Annotated in this window: 16 protein-coding genes; 2 read left to right on the plus strand and 14 right to left on the minus strand. The window is 59.4% G+C overall.

Annotated features, from left to right (window positions below):
- Positions 1 to 3 precede the first annotated feature (3 nt).
- The 5 genes from ACA066_RS24895 to ACA066_RS24915 are packed head-to-tail and all read right to left on the minus strand — an operon-like array spanning position 4 to position 5,221.
- Entirely contained in the window at positions 4 to 3,114 is a 3,111-nt protein-coding gene (locus ACA066_RS24895) for a pilus assembly protein (RefSeq protein WP_497697022.1), read from the minus strand.
- Entirely contained in the window at positions 3,098 to 3,580 is a 483-nt protein-coding gene (locus ACA066_RS24900) for a pilus assembly PilX family protein (protein ID WP_497697023.1), read from the minus strand. The genes ACA066_RS24895 and ACA066_RS24900 overlap by 17 nt, the downstream gene beginning before the upstream one ends.
- A gap of 11 nt (positions 3,581 to 3,591) precedes the next feature.
- Positions 3,592 to 4,305: a PilW family protein gene (locus tag ACA066_RS24905; protein WP_497697024.1), complete on the minus strand. Its 714-nt coding sequence runs from the start codon at positions 4,303 to 4,305 to the stop codon at positions 3,592 to 3,594.
- Positions 4,302 to 4,751: a type IV pilus modification protein PilV gene (gene pilV, locus ACA066_RS24910; RefSeq protein ID WP_497697025.1), complete on the minus strand. Its 450-nt coding sequence runs from the start codon at positions 4,749 to 4,751 to the stop codon at positions 4,302 to 4,304. Before pilV ends, ACA066_RS24905 begins: the two co-directional genes overlap by 4 nt.
- Positions 4,748 to 5,221, minus strand: coding sequence for a GspH/FimT family pseudopilin (locus ACA066_RS24915; RefSeq protein ID WP_497697026.1), 474 nt, complete (start codon positions 5,219 to 5,221; stop codon positions 4,748 to 4,750). The genes pilV and ACA066_RS24915 overlap by 4 nt, the downstream gene beginning before the upstream one ends.
- 131 nt (positions 5,222 to 5,352) lie before the next feature.
- On the opposite strand from ACA066_RS24915, the gene ACA066_RS24920 reads away from it, so the two are divergent.
- Positions 5,353 to 5,910 (plus strand): GspH/FimT family pseudopilin, encoded by a 558-nt coding sequence (locus ACA066_RS24920; protein WP_497697027.1) that lies wholly within the window; start codon positions 5,353 to 5,355, stop codon positions 5,908 to 5,910.
- On the opposite strand, the gene ispH is transcribed toward ACA066_RS24920, so the two are convergent.
- The 6 genes from ispH to murJ form a co-directional block, all read right to left on the minus strand.
- A complete protein-coding gene (ispH, locus tag ACA066_RS24925) occupies positions 5,879 to 6,826 on the minus strand; it encodes a 4-hydroxy-3-methylbut-2-enyl diphosphate reductase (RefSeq protein WP_084319493.1) in 948 nt (315 codons plus the stop codon). The genes ACA066_RS24920 and ispH overlap by 32 nt on opposite strands.
- 139 nt (positions 6,827 to 6,965) lie before the next feature.
- A complete protein-coding gene (gene fkpB / locus ACA066_RS24930) occupies positions 6,966 to 7,403 on the minus strand; it encodes an FKBP-type peptidyl-prolyl cis-trans isomerase (protein ID WP_010467538.1) in 438 nt (145 codons plus the stop codon).
- Positions 7,404 to 7,410: 7 nt separating this feature from the next.
- Positions 7,411 to 7,923 carry a signal peptidase II gene (gene lspA, locus ACA066_RS24935; protein WP_017340852.1) on the minus strand — a complete coding sequence of 171 codons (513 nt, stop codon included), beginning with the start codon at positions 7,921 to 7,923 and terminating at the stop codon, positions 7,411 to 7,413.
- A complete protein-coding gene (gene ileS, locus ACA066_RS24940; RefSeq protein WP_497697028.1) occupies positions 7,916 to 10,747 on the minus strand; it encodes an isoleucine--tRNA ligase in 2,832 nt (943 codons plus the stop codon). The genes lspA and ileS overlap by 8 nt, the downstream gene beginning before the upstream one ends.
- Positions 10,748 to 11,698, minus strand: coding sequence for a bifunctional riboflavin kinase/FAD synthetase (ribF, locus tag ACA066_RS24945; protein ID WP_497697029.1), 951 nt, complete (start codon positions 11,696 to 11,698; stop codon positions 10,748 to 10,750).
- 129 nt (positions 11,699 to 11,827) lie between these two features.
- On the minus strand, positions 11,828 to 13,366 hold the full coding sequence (gene murJ / locus ACA066_RS24950) for a murein biosynthesis integral membrane protein MurJ (protein ID WP_497697030.1): 1,539 nt from the start codon (positions 13,364 to 13,366) through the stop codon (positions 11,828 to 11,830).
- A gap of 252 nt (positions 13,367 to 13,618) precedes the next feature.
- On the opposite strand from murJ, the gene rpsT reads away from it, so the two are divergent.
- Positions 13,619 to 13,897: a 30S ribosomal protein S20 gene (gene rpsT / locus ACA066_RS24955; protein ID WP_008154937.1), complete on the plus strand. Its 279-nt coding sequence runs from the start codon at positions 13,619 to 13,621 to the stop codon at positions 13,895 to 13,897.
- Between the two features lie 186 nt (positions 13,898 to 14,083).
- Here rpsT and ACA066_RS24960 read toward each other — a convergent pair whose 3' ends face one another.
- The 3 genes from ACA066_RS24960 to cgtA form a co-directional block, all read right to left on the minus strand.
- Positions 14,084 to 14,548 carry a CreA family protein gene (locus ACA066_RS24960; RefSeq protein ID WP_497697031.1) on the minus strand — a complete coding sequence of 155 codons (465 nt, stop codon included), beginning with the start codon at positions 14,546 to 14,548 and terminating at the stop codon, positions 14,084 to 14,086.
- Positions 14,549 to 14,560: 12 nt separating this feature from the next.
- Entirely contained in the window at positions 14,561 to 15,679 is a 1,119-nt protein-coding gene (gene proB, locus ACA066_RS24965) for a glutamate 5-kinase (RefSeq protein WP_497699958.1), read from the minus strand.
- 242 nt (positions 15,680 to 15,921) lie between these two features.
- Positions 15,922 to 17,145 carry an Obg family GTPase CgtA gene (gene cgtA / locus ACA066_RS24970; protein ID WP_008037904.1) on the minus strand — a complete coding sequence of 408 codons (1,224 nt, stop codon included), beginning with the start codon at positions 17,143 to 17,145 and terminating at the stop codon, positions 15,922 to 15,924.
- Positions 17,146 to 17,227: the final 82 nt, after the last annotated feature.

Below are 17,227 nucleotides of genomic sequence, written 5' to 3' on the forward strand. Positions count from 1 at the left end.
CACTTACTGAATTTGTCGCCACATGATGCGACGGCTGCCGCCACCGCCCTTTTCGGTCAGCTTGGTCACCGTTGCACCGGTATCGGTCACGATCTTGCCGGTTCCGCCGTTGGTAACGGCGGTCAGGAACGGCATCCCGCCAGTGAAAATCACCCCGCTGGATATAGTGTCCGCGCTGTCGACCACGCCGTCGTTATTAGTATCGAGCACCGCGTAGTTGAGCATCTTACCGCTGAACGCATCCAGTTCGACCAGTTTGCCGGTGCCGAAACTGGCACAAGGATCCGTAGTGTCGACATTGGCTGTGGTAAATACGATTCGCCCCAGCACCAGGGACGCCTGGCTGATCACCCGCTCACCGGTCAGTACGTTGTTGTAGACCAGTGGCAGGAACCAGCCCTTCTCCGCCGGATAGGTCACTTCGTTCTGGCTGGTGGTGATGAATTGCCCCGAGCTTCCCGAGAACACGCCTGTCACCGATTGAATCTGCAAACTGGACGTGGTGATCTGTCCGGAACCGCCGTTCGCGTCCCACACCGCATAGAACGCCTGCAGATCCTTGTTGGTCTTGTCGACCGTCTCGTTGAACTTGCCGGTGCCGAAAAACACCACCTTACCGCCCAGTGGATTGTCTGCCAGCAACGGCTGCGCGGTGATCGGCTGGGTGGCGCCGCCCGCCGTTGTGAACAACGGTTTTCCGGAAAACGCCACGCCCCAGGTGTCGGTGGTGGTGCCGCTCAAATCAAACTTCCATAACCGTCCTTTCAGGTCTCCACCATAGGCAGCCTGCACCACATTCTGTGAGTTGACCTTGAGCTCCACCGAAGACAGGCCATTGGTGGTTTCCGTGCTGTCGATGACGATTTTCTTGATCAGTGACCCATCGCGAATATCGACCACATACAATGCCGCCACTCCCGAATTGCTGCCATAGCCATTGGAAATGAACGCCGCCCAACGACCATCGGCCAAGCGTGCCACTTCCGGACGGGCATAGGCATAACCCAGATCATTGAAAACGTTCGCCGTATTGGCCGTGGCGGGTGCACTGAACTCCCACAACGCCTTCGTCACGTTACCGGCCGAAGCGTCAAACAGCTGCAGCGCGTAAAAGGTCTTGCCACCCGCCCCTGTCCCGCCGATCGCCAGGGTTTTCCAGGCGCTGTTGAGTTGTGCATCGAATACACCAACCTGCCCATCGACCAGAAACTTGTGGCTGACGCCGTTGATGTAGGCGGTATCGGCGATGAAACGCAACGATGGCAGTACGCTGGAAGGCATGTAGGCATAGCGCCTCGCGCCGTTACCCGAGTTGATGACGCTGACAAAACCGTCGTTGGCGTTGACCACCAGACTGGCGTTCATGTTGGTGGCTTTGGTAGCCAGATAGGTGCTGTAGCTGGTGTCACTCACCAGATCGGATGCTGTTTTGTCCGTCGGCGACGCCAGCACCAGAGGCGAGTTGATAATATCGCCGAGCAATACGCTACGTACTTTCAACCCCGTCTTGTTGGTGCCCTTGCTCCACTCCACCAGGTCGCTGCCGGTGATACCAGTGGGTAGCCCTTGACTCAACACCGTTTGCTGCGCCGGGGCGAAATTGGTGTAAGCCAGGGTGACGGGAGCATTGCTCACGGTGTTCCACGACTGGTAAACAGGCGCCGTTGCACCGGGTACGATGGCCGTGTCAGTGGTCCAGAGCACCGAGGCGGTATTGACCGCGCCAGTGGCAGTGAACCCGTAGGATTTGATGGTCCCGCGCCAGTCCTTGGGGTCGTAGCTGGTCTGGTAGTAAGCGGAACCGACCCCGACGATTGAGCTGCTGGTGGTGCCGCTGCCCCCTGAGCCGGCTTTCGACGTGATGTCGCTCAGGGCGGATGCCAGCGCGGTGTTGAGGCCGACGCTGTCTGTTGCCTGATAATACTTGCCCTGCCCGTATCTGGCGGCGTCCGACAACATCTGATTCGCGGCAGTGAAGCCGACGGTGTAGGTGTTCATGTTCTGCGTGGGGAAATCTGTGGCGTTCCAGTTCTTGCCGGCGGCGTCGGTACCGGTGGTGCGCATGTCGATGTCGAAGGCGAATTTGGCAATGTCGTCCAGGTACAACGTATCACCCTCGCCATCACCGGAGAGGTTGTCGCCATCGTTCGCGCTGATGCCGTCCCAGTTCGGCAAACGGCTGCCACCGAGCGGGTCGTTGGTCGGGAAGGTCCGGTCAAACGTAGGCAGGCCATCGGTGATCACCACGCCGTAGTTTTTCTGGCAGCGATACTGGATCGGGCTGGTGTAAGTGGTGGGCGTCGAATTGTAGTACGGCGCCATGCCGCGCATATACCGCGTGATTTCGTAATAGGTTTCCGCCAACGGGGTATTGGCGATTGCACTCAAACCATCTATCGACGAAATCAGGTTGTCGAAGTTGGTTTGCGCCTGACCCTGGGTGGTGCTCCCGCCAGCCGATAGATCACTGACAGCGCGGGCGACAAACCCACCGGGGCCGGAATTACTGCCCGTGGGCGGGTTGAAGGTCGCAAGCCCGATACGCAGCGCGCGATTACTGGTCACCAGATTAGTAGAAACGTCCTTCGCTACGTTCATTCGGTAATCATTGGGGATGGCACCCGTGCCAGTGGTGAAGTCCCTGCTCGAACCCGTCACCAGACTCACCAGATAAGACAGATAGTCAGCCGTATAACGCGTGTTCTCATTGCCCACCGGGTCGGGCAGCTTCAGGCATACCGATGACAGCCCCAAAAACCCCCGATAGAAACCGTACCAGTTGCCGTTGGTGGAGCAACCGCCGCGAGTAAGGCTCGACAAGGCAATATTGGTATCGCTCATGTCAAGAAACTGACCGCTCTGACACGAGCCGTTCGCAGTGCAATTCGCAATTTGTGCACGGTTGACTGTCGGATCGAAATCCGGCGCCCAAATGATGTTGTTCATGCTTCCCGAATCATCGATCAGCAGCATCACGTTTGGCGGCACCGCCGCAGCGCTCAGCAAGGGCGAGTCCGAGGGCGTGAACGCGTACGCAGGGGCTGACAGGTACAGACCCAATGCAGCGCCAGTCAGCAACCGCCAGATCCCTGAGCACCTATTGGTACTTGGCATAAATGCTCTCCACCACACTGCGAACGTTATTGCCGACGATGGCCACTGCCGTGACCCGATAAAGCGTCGCAGGGGTGTTGCTTGGCACGTTCACGGCATTCAACGTGGTGCCGATGTTCTGCACTCCGTAGAAACCGTTGGCGGCGGCGATCCAGGTGACACCCGAAGTGGAATTGAGACCGGCAGCCGTGATAGTCGATGACTCGGCGGGCGGCAAACATTGATTGCCGCTGCAAACCGGCAACGCATAAGTACTCAGTTGCACCGTACTTTCGCCGATGCGCAATGCAGCTTCGGCAATCTGGAACGACTGATTGCGCAGGGTCACGCTGGTGGCCATTTTTTCCTGCAGGGTAGCGTTCTGCATCGATGAAATGCCGATCAGTGTCAGCAACAGAAGGAACACCAGGCTGACTAGCAGCGCCATGCCACGCTGAGCGTAAGAGTTCACGGGAGAATAATTCATCGGCCCTCCCCTCATGGCAGGCGGTTGCGCAATGCCGCAACCACGTTGAAGGTTTGCTCGCGAACGCGACTGTTCGGATCTCTCAGCGTCAGCGTCAGGCGCACGCTACGGATTCGCGCAGGGTCGGACGGGTTGGGGCTGTAACTGGAAGCGGCTGTATCGGTGGCCGACGCAGCGAGGCCGAAGCTCACGTCGAATTTGCTGACGTTGTCGACGAGCACTGCCTGAGTCGGCGTCCCGATGCCGCTGCCCATCGTCAATTGCCCGTTCTTGAGGCTGTAAATCAGCCGCCGAATCGGAAACGCCAACTGTCCCGTCGCAGGATCCTGTTTGTTGGAATAAGCCGTCGCCGTGTTGCGGCAATCGGAAACCACCGTCCAGGTCGGCGTGCCGCCGCCCGCTCCCACATCGGCTGTCACCAGGGTCAGCTTGAGATTGGCATTGTCCCAACTGATCGGCGCTACCTGACTGAGATAGAAGCTTCCTCCCGCGCTCGCATCGGTAATCGTCCCCAGACAACCGAACATCCCCACCATGCGGATTTCCTGAATCATCTTGCTCAGAACGAAACGCGCATCTTCCTGCATGTTCGCCGCCGCGTTCTGACTGACGTAGGTGTTCTTGGCCGCGATAAAAACCTGCGCCACGCCGAGTACCACGACCAGGCTCAACGCCAGGGCGATCAGCATTTCGATCAGGCCGAAACCTCGATTGAGCCGGTTCATGGTGTCGACACCGGATCGACAGCGGCGCGACTGGTCAGCACGAAGCTGCGGCGGGAGTTGGCGATACTGGCAGCCCGCGAGTCGTCCCAGGTGATGGTGATGGTGTAAACCCGCTGATTAAGGGTGACGCTGCCTGTGGCGGTGCTGCCGAGGAAATTGATGATGTTGGAGGTGAAGTCGTACAGGTCCTGATCCCGAGCGACATTCAGGTTGCCCGATGTCGGCGGCGTGACCGTGTAATCGGCGCCGGAGTTGGCGCGGATGCGGTCCATCATGTCGTAGGCGATAAAACTTGCCTGGCTGGTCATGCGCGAGCTGTCGGTGTACTTCAGCGCATTGAGCTGAAACGCCGCCGCCCCCAACAGGCCCACGCTCAGAATCAACAACGCCACCAAGACCTCGATCAGCGTCATGCCTTCCTGTGCACGCTTGCTCCATCCCCTCATCCGCAACTTCCACCCAATAGAATTCGTCCGTTCAAACACACATTCAGCGTCCTGCTTTGCGCCCCCAGTACATAGCTGATCACCACCGCCGTGGACGGTGCCGACAGACCACCCAGATTGTTGAAATCGATGGCGGTCACTCCTGAGGTTAGCGTCAGAGTCGCGCCGCTGCTCATCGCTGGAACAACCCGCAATACATTGGCCGGCGTGCCAGTACTGTCGTAGACCGCCAATTCCCCGGTCCAGACGCTACCGCCGGCCGTTGGACGCACCCGGGTGGTAATGCCCCGGTCGATGGCTTCAAGCCTGGCGAAATTCAACGCGCGCTGCAGGTCGCCGATCTCTGTGTCGGCCTTGGTGCCTTGCACCGAACGGGTAAACGCCGGCACCGCCAGGGTGATCAGAATCAGAAAGACCGCGAGCGCGACCAGCAACTCGATCAGCGTGAAACCTTTTGTACGATGATCCATAGGTGCCCTCCGTTGCCGTCGGCTATACCTGCTGTTACACGCTAGAACATTCGACCGACAGATGTTCGGTTGTTTTGCTATTACTCGCGCAAGGATTGCGCGGCCTACCGCATTCCAGGGAGGGAGATTTCATGCGCCAGCAGGGTTTCAGTCTGGTTGAACTGCTTATGGGACTGATGATTGTCGGGATTGTTCTGCATTTGGTCAGTCCGGCGTTCGCAGCGCTTACGGAATCGAACCATCGCGAAGTAGCAGCGGAGTCGTTGATCAGCGGTATACGCAATGCCAGGACTGCGGCACTCACCCATAACCAGAATGTCGTGATCCATGGCATCAATGGAGACTGGAGTCAGGGCTGGCGGATTATTTTGGACATCAGTGGCAAAGGCCCTGAAGACAGTAGCAATCCACTGTTGATCGAGCACGCAAGTGACGCCGGTGTGCCGATTATCGGCAATTGGAGTGTTAACCGTTTTGTACGTTTCAGCCGTCTAGGCGAACCATTGATGCCGGGTAAGGCCTTTCAAGCGGGGACATTGCATATTTGCGCGGCTCGCGAACCGGTCAGCCACCTGCAGGTGGTCCTGGCCCGCTCCGGCCGCGTGCGCCTGAACAACCAGAAGGCTGAACAAGCGCTGTGTGCAGAGGACAAGAAGGTTAAAGCAAAGAGCGGACGCGTAACTCTTTAGGCATGGAGAACGTGATGTTCTCCTCGCGACCGGCCAGCTCATCGGCACCGGTAGCGCCCCAGGCTTGCAACTGCTGGATCACGCCACGCACCAGTACTTCCGGTGCAGACGCGCCTGCGGTAATGCCGATGCGCTCGACACCGTCGAACCAGCTCTTTTGCAGGTCTTCGGCACCGTCGATCAAGTAGGCAGGGGTGGCCATGCGTTCTGCCAGCTCACGCAAGCGATTGGAGTTGGAGCTGTTCGGGCTGCCGACCACCAATACCACGTCACATTCATCGGCCAGTGTCTTGACTGCGTCCTGACGGTTTTGCGTGGCGTAGCAGATGTCGTCCTTGCGCGGACCACCGATCGCCGGAAAGCGCGTACGCAGGGCGTCGATGACGCGGCTGGTATCGTCCATGGACAGGGTAGTCTGGGTGACGAATGCCAGTTTTTCGGGATTGTGTACCTGCAACGCGGCAACGTCTTTCTCATCTTCAACCAGATAGATCGCGCCACCATTGCTGCCATCGTACTGGCCCATGGTGCCTTCGACTTCCGGGTGACCGGCGTGGCCGATCAGAATGCATTCACGGCCATCGCGGCTGTAACGCGCAACTTCGATGTGCACCTTGGTCACCAGCGGGCACGTCGCGTCGAACACTTTGAGGCCACGGCCGGCGGCTTCGGTGCGTACAGCCTGGGAAACGCCGTGGGCACTGAAGATCACGATGACGTCGTCGGGCACCTGATCCAGTTCCTCAACGAAGATCGCGCCGCGAGCACGCAGGTCTTCGACGACGAATTTGTTGTGCACCACTTCGTGGCGAACATAGATCGGCGGCCCGAAGACTTCCAGGGCGCGGTTGACGATTTCGATTGCCCGGTCCACACCGGCGCAGAAGCCACGGGGGTTGGCGAGTTTGATTTGCATGCTGTGCCTCGTGTCTTGCCCTGTAGGAGCGAGCTTGCTCGCGATGGGCGCGAACGATAACGCGTTCTTTCTGGATGAACGCGGTGCCCTTGAGTCCATCGCGAGCAAGCTCGCTCCTACAAAAAGCCGGTTGGTTCAGTTACAGCGATTTGACGCTGATGATCTCGACGTCAAAGGTCAATGTCTTGCCAGCCAGCGGATGGTTGAAGTCGATGGTCACTTGCTCGTCATCGAACTCTTTCACAACGCCAGGCAGCTCAGTATTGGCCGCATCGTTGAAGATCACCAGCAAACCCGGTGACAGTTCCATATCCTTGAACTGCGAGCGCGGGATGATCTGCACGTTTTGCGGGTTCGGCTGGCCGAACGCGTTTTCCGGCTGAATCGTCAGCGTACGCTTGTCGCCCGCCTTGAAGCCGAACAGGGCCGCTTCGAAACCTGGCAACAGGTTGCCGTCACCGACCTGGAAGGTCGCCGGGGCTTTGTCGAAGGTACTGTCGACCGTATCGCCGTTCTCCAGGCGCAGTGCAAAGTGCAAGGTGACTTCCGTGTTCTGGCGGATGCGTTGCTCAGCCAATACCTGTTCAGTCATGAACGGCTTCTCCGGTTTTCTTTGATTTGAACATGTCCAGCGCCAGCATCACCGCACCAACAGTAATCGCACTGTCGGCAAAGTTGAACGCCGGGAAGTACCAGCGGTTCTGCCAATGCACCAGAATGAAATCGATCACATGGCCCAGGGCAATGCGGTCATACAGATTGCCCAGCGCGCCACCGAGCACCAGGGCCAGCGCAATGGCCAGCCAGGTTTCGTTGCGCCCCAGACGCTTGAGCCACACCACCAGCACCGCACTGACCACGACCGCGATCAGGGCAAACAACCAGCGCTGCCAGCCCGAGCTGTCGGCCAGGAAGCTGAACGCCGCGCCGGTGTTGTAGGCCAGGGTCCAGCTGAAGTAATCGGGGATCACCACGATCTGCTGGTACATCTTCAGCGAGCCTTCAAAGTAGAACTTGCTGGCCTGGTCGATGACCAGGACCAGCAAACTCAACCAGAGCCAGCCCAGCCGTCCGAAACGGCCAATGGCATTAGGCATAGTGACGAACCTCGCCTGCGCCGCTGATGTTGTCGACGCAACGACCGCAGATTTCCGGATGCTCCGGGTTCACGCCGACGTCTTCACGGCAGTGCCAGCAACGGGCGCACTTAGGGAAGGCCGACTTGACGATTTTCAACTTCAGGCCGCTGACTTCGGTGACCACTGCATCGGCCGGAGCCTGTACGAACGGTGCAACGCTGGCGGTCGAGGTGATCAGGACGAAGCGCAGTTCGTTGCTCAGCTTGGCCAGGTCGGCGCTCAGCGCCTCTTCGGCGAACAGCGTCACTTCGGCTTGCAGGTTGCCACCGACGGCCTTGGCCGCGCGCTGGATTTCCATTTCCTTGTTCACAGCGACCTTCACCGCCATGATCCGCTCCCAGTAGGCGCGGCCCAGCTCGACGTTTTCCGGCAGTTCGGTCAGGCCTTCGTACCAGGTGTTGAGCATCACCGATTCATTACGCTCGCCCGGCAGGTATTCCCACAGTTCGTCGGCGGTGAACGCGAGGATCGGCGCGATCCAGCGCACCAGCGCTTCGGAGATGTGGTACAGCGCGGTTTGCGCCGAACGGCGGGCCTTGCTGTTGGCGCCAGTGGTGTACTGACGGTCCTTGATGATGTCGAGGTAGAAACCGCCCAGCTCCTGCACGCAGAAGTTGTGGATCTTGGAGTAGACGTTCCAGAAGCGGTATTCGCCATAGTGCTCTTGCAGCTCGCGTTGCAGCAGCAGCGTGCGGTCCACGGCCCAACGGTCCAGCGCGAGCATTTCTTCGGCCGGCAGGATGTCGGTGGCCGGGTTGAAACCGGTCAGGTTGGAGAGCAGGAAGCGCGCGGTGTTACGGATCCGCCGGTAAGCGTCCGCACTGCGCTGCAGGATCTGCTCGGAAACCGCCATTTCACCCGAGTAATCGGTAGAAGCGACCCACAGACGCATGATATCGGCGCCCAGGGTGTCGTTGACCTTTTGCGGCGCGATCACGTTGCCCAACGATTTGGACATTTTGCGACCGGACTCATCCACGGTGAAGCCGTGGGTCAGCAGCTCGCGGTACGGCGCGTGATTGTCGATGGCGCAACCGGTCAGCAGCGACGAGTGGAACCAGCCACGGTGTTGGTCCGAGCCTTCCAGGTACAGGTCGGCGCGCGGGCCGGTCTCGTGGCCCATCGGGTGCGAACCGCGCAGGACGTGCCAGTGCGTGGTGCCCGAATCGAACCAGACGTCCAGGGTGTCGCTGATCTTGTCGTACTGCGGCGCTTCGTCACCGAGCAACTCGGCAGCATCCATCTTGAACCAGGCTTCGATGCCTTCGACTTCGACACGCTTGGCCACTTCTTCCATCAGCTCGGCGGTACGCGGGTGCAGTTCGCCGCTTTCCTTGTTCAGGAAGAACGGGATCGGTACGCCCCAGTTGCGCTGACGGGAGATGCACCAGTCCGGACGGTTGGCGATCATCGAGTGCAGGCGCGCCTGGCCCCAGGCTGGAACGAACTTGGTGTCTTCGATGGCTTTGATCGCCCGCTTGCGCAGGGTTTCGCCGGTCGCAGGCTCTTTGTCCATGCCGATGAACCACTGCGCGGTGGCGCGATAGATCAACGGGGTCTTGTGACGCCAGCAGTGCATGTAGCTGTGTTCGATGATGGTGGTGTGCAGCAGCGCACCGACTTCGGTCAGTTTGTCGACGATGGCCGGGTTGGCTTTCCAGATGAACTGGCCGCCGAAGAACTCCAGCGACGGTACGTAAACGCCGTTGCTTTGTACCGGATTGATGATGTCATCGTTGACCATGCCGTATTTCTTGCAGGTCACGAAGTCGTCTACGCCGTAGGCCGGCGAGGAGTGAACCACACCGGTGCCGGCGCCCAGTTCAACGTAGTCGGCCAGGTAAACCGGCGACAGGCGATCGTAGAACGGGTGACGGAAGTTGATCAGTTCCAGCGCTTTACCGGTGGTGGTCGCGATGACCGAGCCTTCCAGGCTGTAACGAGCCAGGCAGGATTCGACCAGCTCTTCAGCCAATACCAGCAGTTTGTCGCCGACGTCGACCAGGGCGTAGTTGAATTCCGGGTGAACGTTCAGTGCCTGGTTGGCCGGGATGGTCCACGGGGTGGTGGTCCAGATAACGATCGAAGCCGGTTTGCCCAGCGACGGCAGACCGAAAGCGGCAGCCAGTTTGGCTTCATCGGCAATCGGGAACGCCACGTCGATGGTCGAAGACTTTTTGTTCTCGTACTCGACTTCCGCTTCAGCCAGGGCCGAACCGCAGTCGAAGCACCAGTTCACAGGCTTGAGGCCCTTGAACACGAAACCGCCCTTGACGATTTCGGCGAGTGCGCGGATTTCACCGGCCTCGTTCTTGAAATCCATGGTCTTGTACGGGTTGGCGAAGTCGCCCAACACGCCCAGACGGATGAATTCGGACTTCTGGCCTTCGATCTGCTCGGTGGCGTAGGCACGGCACAGCTCGCGGGTCTTGTCCGCGCCCAGGTTCTTGCCGTGGGTCACTTCGACTTTGTGCTCGATCGGCAGACCGTGGCAGTCCCAGCCGGGAACATAAGGCGCGTCGAAACCCGACAGGGTCTTCGAGCGGATGATCATGTCCTTGAGGATCTTGTTCAGCGCATGACCGATGTGAATCGTGCCGTTGGCGTACGGAGGACCGTCGTGAAGTACGAACTTCGGACGATCCTTGCCAATCTCGCGCAACTTACCGTACAGGCCAATGCTGTCCCAGCGCTGCAGAATCTGCGGTTCGCGCTGAGGCAGGCCGGCCTTCATTGGGAAGGCGGTGTCCGGAAGGTTTAGCGTGGCTTTATAGTCGGTCATTTATGGCTCTTCATTAGCGATTGGCGCTAGGTGCGACAGGGCACGGGCGGCGGCGACATCCGCATTGATCGCCGTCTTAAGCGCCTCCAGAGAGGCGAAACGCTGCTCTTCACGCAGCTTGTGGTGGAAAACCACCGTCAAACGCCGGTCATACAGATCGCCGGCAAAATCTAAAAGATGCACTTCGAGGTGGGCCTTGCCATCCCCTTGGACCGTTGGCCGCACGCCGATGTTGGCGACGCCTGGCCAGGTCTTGCCGTCGATGTCGATGTCGACCAGGTAAACCCCGGACAACGGAACACGACGGCGCTTGAGTTGAATGTTGGCGGTTGGCGTACCCAGTTGGCGCGCCAGCTTCTGGCCGTGCAACACACGCCCGGTAATCTGGAACGGACGACCGAGCAGGCGTTCGGCCAAGGCAAAATCTGCAGCGGCCAGGGCATTTCGCACCTGGGTGCTGCTGACGCGAATACCGTCCAGCTCAACGGTTTGCGCCGCTTCGACGGTGAACCCTTGCATGACGCCGGCCTGTTGCAGGAAATCGAAATCCCCTACCCGGTCACAGCCGAAGCGGAAGTCGTCACCGACCTCCAGGTGCTGCACGCCGAGGCCGTCCACCAGAATGGTATCGACGAACTCGCTGGCGCTGAGCTTGCTCAGGCGCTGGTTGAAGGCCAGGCACAGAACCCGGTCGACACCTTCGTCAGCCAGCAGCTGCAGCTTGTCTCGCAGACGGGCCAGACGGGCCGGTGCCGTGTCCGGGGCGAAAAATTCCCGCGGCTGCGGCTCGAAAATCACCACGCAGCTGGGCACGCTCAACTCGAGCGCTCGCTCACGCAGCCTCGCCAGGATAGCCTGGTGGCCACGGTGAACACCGTCAAAGTTGCCAATAGTGGCGACACAGCCCCGATGCTGGGGGCGCAGGTTGTGGAGGCCTCGAACCAGCTGCATAACGCGCTTCTTGCTCATAAAGTGGTCGATTATAACCACACCCGGCGGCCGACGACAGACAACACCGTATCCCAAAGTGATCGAGCCGACAAAACTGCCCGCCCGCCCGTGTTTATCGAGGCAAAACCCTCAGCTCAGCGCCTTGCGATTGAAGTCGCGCAAACGGAAGCCCATCAACAGCAACATGCCGAAATACGAGACTACACCAGCACCCACCAGAGCCCCCAGACGCAGGAACCGCTCCAGCATGTGCCCCTGATCCCAGGCCGGCATAAAGTGCATCCCGACCAGCAACACCGCGGACATTACCAACACCGCGATCACCAGCTTGGCGCCAAACTTCGCCCAGCCCGGTTGTGGCTGGTACATCTGCTGCTTGCGCAGTTGATAGAACAGCAGCCCCGCGTTAAGGCAGGCACCGGCGCTGATCGCCAGCGCCAGCCCGGCGTGGGCCAGCGGACCGATCAGCACCAGGTTGAACAGCTGCGTAACGATCAACGTAAAAATCGCGATTTTTACCGGCGTGCGGATGTTTTGTTGCGCATAAAAGCCCGGCGCCAGCACTTTGATCACGATAATCCCGAGCAACCCGACCGAATAAGCGATCAGCGCCCGTTGAGTCATGGACGCGTCGAAGGCGTTGAACTGGCCGTACTGGAACAGCGAAACCGTCAGCGGTTCAGCCAGAATCCCCAGCGCCAGCGAGCACGGCAACACCAGCATGAAGCACAGGCGCAGGCCCCAATCGAGAATCCGCGAATACTCGGCGCGATCCTTGCTGGCGTAGGTCTTGGCCAGGGTCGGCAGCAGAATCGTGCCCAACGCCACGCCCAGCACCCCGGATGGCAATTCCATCAAACGGTCGGCGTAATACATCCACGACACGGAACCGGCGACCAGGAACGACGCAAAAATGGTGTTGATGATCAGCGAAATCTGGCTCACCGAAACGCCGAGAATCGCCGGCAGCATTTGTTTCATGACCCGCCAGACGCCGCTGTCGCGCAGGTTCAGACGCGGCAGCACCAGCATGCCGATTTTTTTCAGGTGCGGCAGTTGATAAAGCAATTGCGCCAGGCCGCCAGCCAGCACCGCCCAGCCCAGGGCCATGACCGGTGGATCGAAGTACGGCGTCAGGAACACCGAAAAGATGATCATGCTGACGTTGAGCAAGGTCGGCACGAAGGCCGGCACCGAGAAGCGGTTATAGGTGTTGAGGATCGCCCCGGCCAGTGAAGACAGGGAGATCAGCAATATATAAGGAAAGGTCACCCGCAACAGGCTGGACGTCAGCTCGAACTTTTCCGGCGTGTCGGTAAAACCTGGCGCGGTCGCCCAGATCACCCATGGCGCCGCGAGCATGCCCAGTGCGGTGACCAGCGCCAGTACCAGCGTCAGCAGACCGGAGACGTAGGCAATAAAAGTGCGCGTCGCCTCCTCGCCCTTCTGGCTTTTATATTCGGCAAGAATCGGCACGAACGCCTGGGAAAAGGCCCCTTCGGCGAAGATCCGGCGCAGCAGATTGGGCAGCTTGAAGGCGATGAAGAAGGCGTCGGTCGCCATTCCCGCGCCAAATGTGCGTGCAATGAGGGTGTCACGGACGAACCCCAGAATCCGGGAAAGCATCGTGATAGAGCTGACGGCGGCCAACGATTTGAGCAGATTCATTGAAAGAGTTTGTGCCTGTCGATAAACAGCAGGCGAACAACGCGCCCACTTATGCGATACTCCGCGCCGCAGCAGCACAGAGCCAAAGCTCGCGAGTTTACAGGTCAAGCGCCGGAAATAAATATCCCGCCTCTTTATACCTACCACTTAGCGGAACGTCTCAACCGCCCTTGACAAGACATCAACTCATCGGCATGATTCGCGGCCTATTTTGTTTGCTATTTCCTAAAAAGTCTTTCGAGGAGCTCGACGGTGGCCAACACACCTTCCGCCAAAAAACGTGCAAAACAGGCTGAGAAGCGTCGCAGCCACAACGCCAGCCTGCGTTCCATGGTTCGTACCTACATCAAGAATGTAGTTAAAGCCATCGACGCAAAAGACGCTGAAAAAGCTCAAGCTGCTTACGTTCTGGCCGTGCCAGTTATCGACCGTATGGCCGATAAAGGCATCATCCACAAGAACAAGGCTGCTCGCCATAAGAGCCGCCTGAACGGTCACGTCAAGGCTCTGAACCTTGCTGTTGCCGCATAAGCGATAAGCTTGTTGAAAAACCGACCCCAGGGTCGGTTTTTTATTGCCTGTCATTTAGTGAACGCGCCGCAAAAAAAATGTGGGAGCGAGCCTGCTCGCGATAGCGGACTTTCAGCCAACAGAGATGTTGAATGTAAGTCACTCATCGCGAGCAGGCTCGCTCCCACAATTTGGATTTGCGTCAGGTTATTGGGCGTGCGCCCACGGCAAAATCGGAATCGCCGTCACCGCATTCTGCGGACTGCCTTCGATCAAGCGATCGCTGTACACCAGATACACCAGCGTATTGCGCCTCTTGTCGAGGAAGCGCACCACCTGCATGGTCTTGAACACCAGCGATGTACGCTCCTTGAACACTTCTTCGCCATCCTTCAACTCGCCTTTGAAGTTGATCGGCCCCACCTGACGACAAGCGATGGACGCTTCAGCGCGATCCTCAGCCAAACCCAGACCACCCTTCACGCCGCCCGTCTTGGCTCGCGACAGGTAGCAGGTCACGCCCTCGACCTTCGGATCATCAAATGCTTCGACCACGATGCGGTCATTCGGGCCGACGAACTTGAACACCGTCGACACTTGGCCAATTTCCTCGGCCGAGGCCAGCAGCGGCATTGCCAACAGCAGACCCAGCAATCCATTTGTCACACGCATTCGGGTATTCCTTCAGACCAGGATCAGGTTATCGCGGTGAACCAGTTCCGGCTCCGCCATGTAACCCAGCAGACCGACAATCGCCTCAGACGACTGACCGATGATTTTCTGCGCTTCCAGCGCGCTGTAGTTGGCCAGGCCACGGGCGATCTCACGACCGTCCGGCGCCACGCAAACCACCATTTCGCCGCGACGGAAACTGCCCTGGACCAGCTTGACGCCGACCGGCAACAGGCTTTTGTTGCCTCGGGACAACGCCGTCACCGCACCTGCATCCAGCACCAGCGTGCCGCGGGTTTGCAAATGACCGGCCAACCATTGTTTGCGCGCCGCCAGCATGCCGCGCTCGGGCGACAGTAAGGTGCCGATACGCTCGCCGGCCTTCAGGCGATCCAGCACACGTTCGAGGCGCCCGCCAACGATGATGGTGTGCGCACCGGAACGCGCCGCCAGGCGCGCTGCGCGCAACTTGGTTTGCATGCCGCCGCGACCCAACGCACCGCCAGTACCACCTGCCACGGCGTCCAGCGCCGGGTCATCGGCACGCGCTTCGTAGATCAGCTTGGCATCGGGGTTGTTGCGCGGATCTGCGTCGAACATGCCGTCGCGATCCGTCAGGATCACCAGCAAATCAGCCTCGACCAGGTTGGCCACCAGCGCCGCCAGCGTGTCGTTGTCGCCGAAACGGATTTCATCCGTCACCACAGTGTCGTTTTCGTTGATCACCGGGATCACTTTCAACTCGACCAAGGCACGCAAGGTGCTGCGGGCGTTCAGATAGCGCTTGCGATCGGACAGGTCGTCGTGCGTCAGGAGAATCTGCGCGGTGTGCCGACCATACTCGGCGAAGCTCGATTCCCAGGCCTGAACCAGGCCCATCTGACCGATGGCGGCAGCGGCCTGCAGCTCGTGCATCGCACTGGGTCGTACGGTCCAGCCCAGACGGCTCATGCCCGCTGCCACCGCCCCGGAGGACACCAGCACCAGCTCAACGCCCGCTTCATGCAAGGCCACCATCTGTTCGACCCAGACACCCATTGCCGCGCGATCCAGGCCCTTGCCGTCCGCCGTCAGCAAAGCGCTGCCGATTTTCACGACCCAACGCTGCGCACCTGTCACTTTGCTCCGCATCATCTTCAACCTTAGCTTGAGGACAGCGCGACCCAGCGCTGCCCGTAACGTTATTCGTGACTACCGATTTCCAGATACCAAAACGCCGCTCGATTGAGCGGCGCCTAGTGAGCCGGCGTGCCAGCGATGATAACACCGCCTGTAGGAGCGAGCTTGCTCGCGAAGGGCGCCAACGATGACGCGCGCTTACTGAATCAACGCGGCGCTCTTAAGCCTTTCGCGAACAAGCTCGCTCCTACAGATCAGTCGCGCACGTAAATGATTTCCGGACCGTCCTCATCATCCACGTCTTCTTCGTCCCAATCATCGTCGCCGATGTCATGGACCGACTTCACGCCGCTGCGACGCAGGGCACGCTGGTCGTCCAGGGCCTGCAGCTGAGCACGGGCTTCGTCTTCGATGCGCTGATCGAGTTCGGCCAGCTCTTCCTTGTAAGCCGGGTCGTTCGCCAGGCGATCGGCACGATCTTCCATGTAACGCATGATGTCGTGGCACAGACGCTCGGTGCCCAACTTGGAAATGGCGGAGATCACGTAAACCGGACCGGTCCACTCCAGGCGATCGACGATTTCCTTGACGCGAGCATCGTGCTCTTCTTCAAGGATCTGGTCGCACTTGTTCAGCACCAGCCAACGATCACGCTCAGCCAGAGACGGACTGAACTTGGTCAGCTCGCTGACGATCACTTCAGCAGCGTCCGGGGCGCTGGTGTCGTCGAGCGGCGCCATGTCCACGAGGTGCAGCAGCAAACGGGTACGCGACAAGTGCTTGAGGAAGCGAATCCCCAAGCCTGCGCCATCGGAAGCGCCTTCGATCAGACCCGGAATGTCCGCGACCACAAAGCTCTTCCAGCGATCGACGCTGACCACGCCCAGGTTCGGTACCAGCGTGGTGAACGGGTAGTCGGCGACTTTCGGCTTGGCAGCCGACACCGAACGAATGAAGGTACTTTTGCCAGCATTCGGCAAGCCCAGCAGGCCGACGTCCGCCAACACCTTCATTTCCAGCTTCAGATCACGCGCCTCACCCGGCTTACCCGGAGTGGTCTGACGCGGAGCGCGGTTGGTACTGGATTTGAAACGGGTGTTGCCCAGACCGTGCCAGCCGCCGTGAGCCACCAGCAGTTTCTGACCAGCCTTGGTCAGGTCGCCGATCACTTCTTGAGTGGCGGCGTCGATGACGGTTGTGCCGACCGGAACACGCAGTACCAGCTCTTCACCTTTCTTGCCGGTGCAGTCGGTGCTGCCGCCGTTGGAACCGCGCTCGGCATCGAAGTGCCGGGTGTAACGGTAGTCCACCAGGGTGTTGAGGTTTTCGTCGGCGATCATGTAGACCGAACCGCCATCACCACCGTCGCCGCCGTTCGGGCCGCCGTTTTCGATGAATTTCTCGCGACGGAAGCTCATGCAACCGTTGCCGCCGTCACCGGCCTTTACTCGAATCGATACTTCATCAACAAACTTCATAACAAAACGCCTCTCGCCATACGGACGAGCCGAAAAAATCTAGACATAAGACTCTTGCAAAAATGAGCGCAGCGACCTCAAT

This window comes from Pseudomonas sp. LBUM1651 (assembly GCF_059716135.1).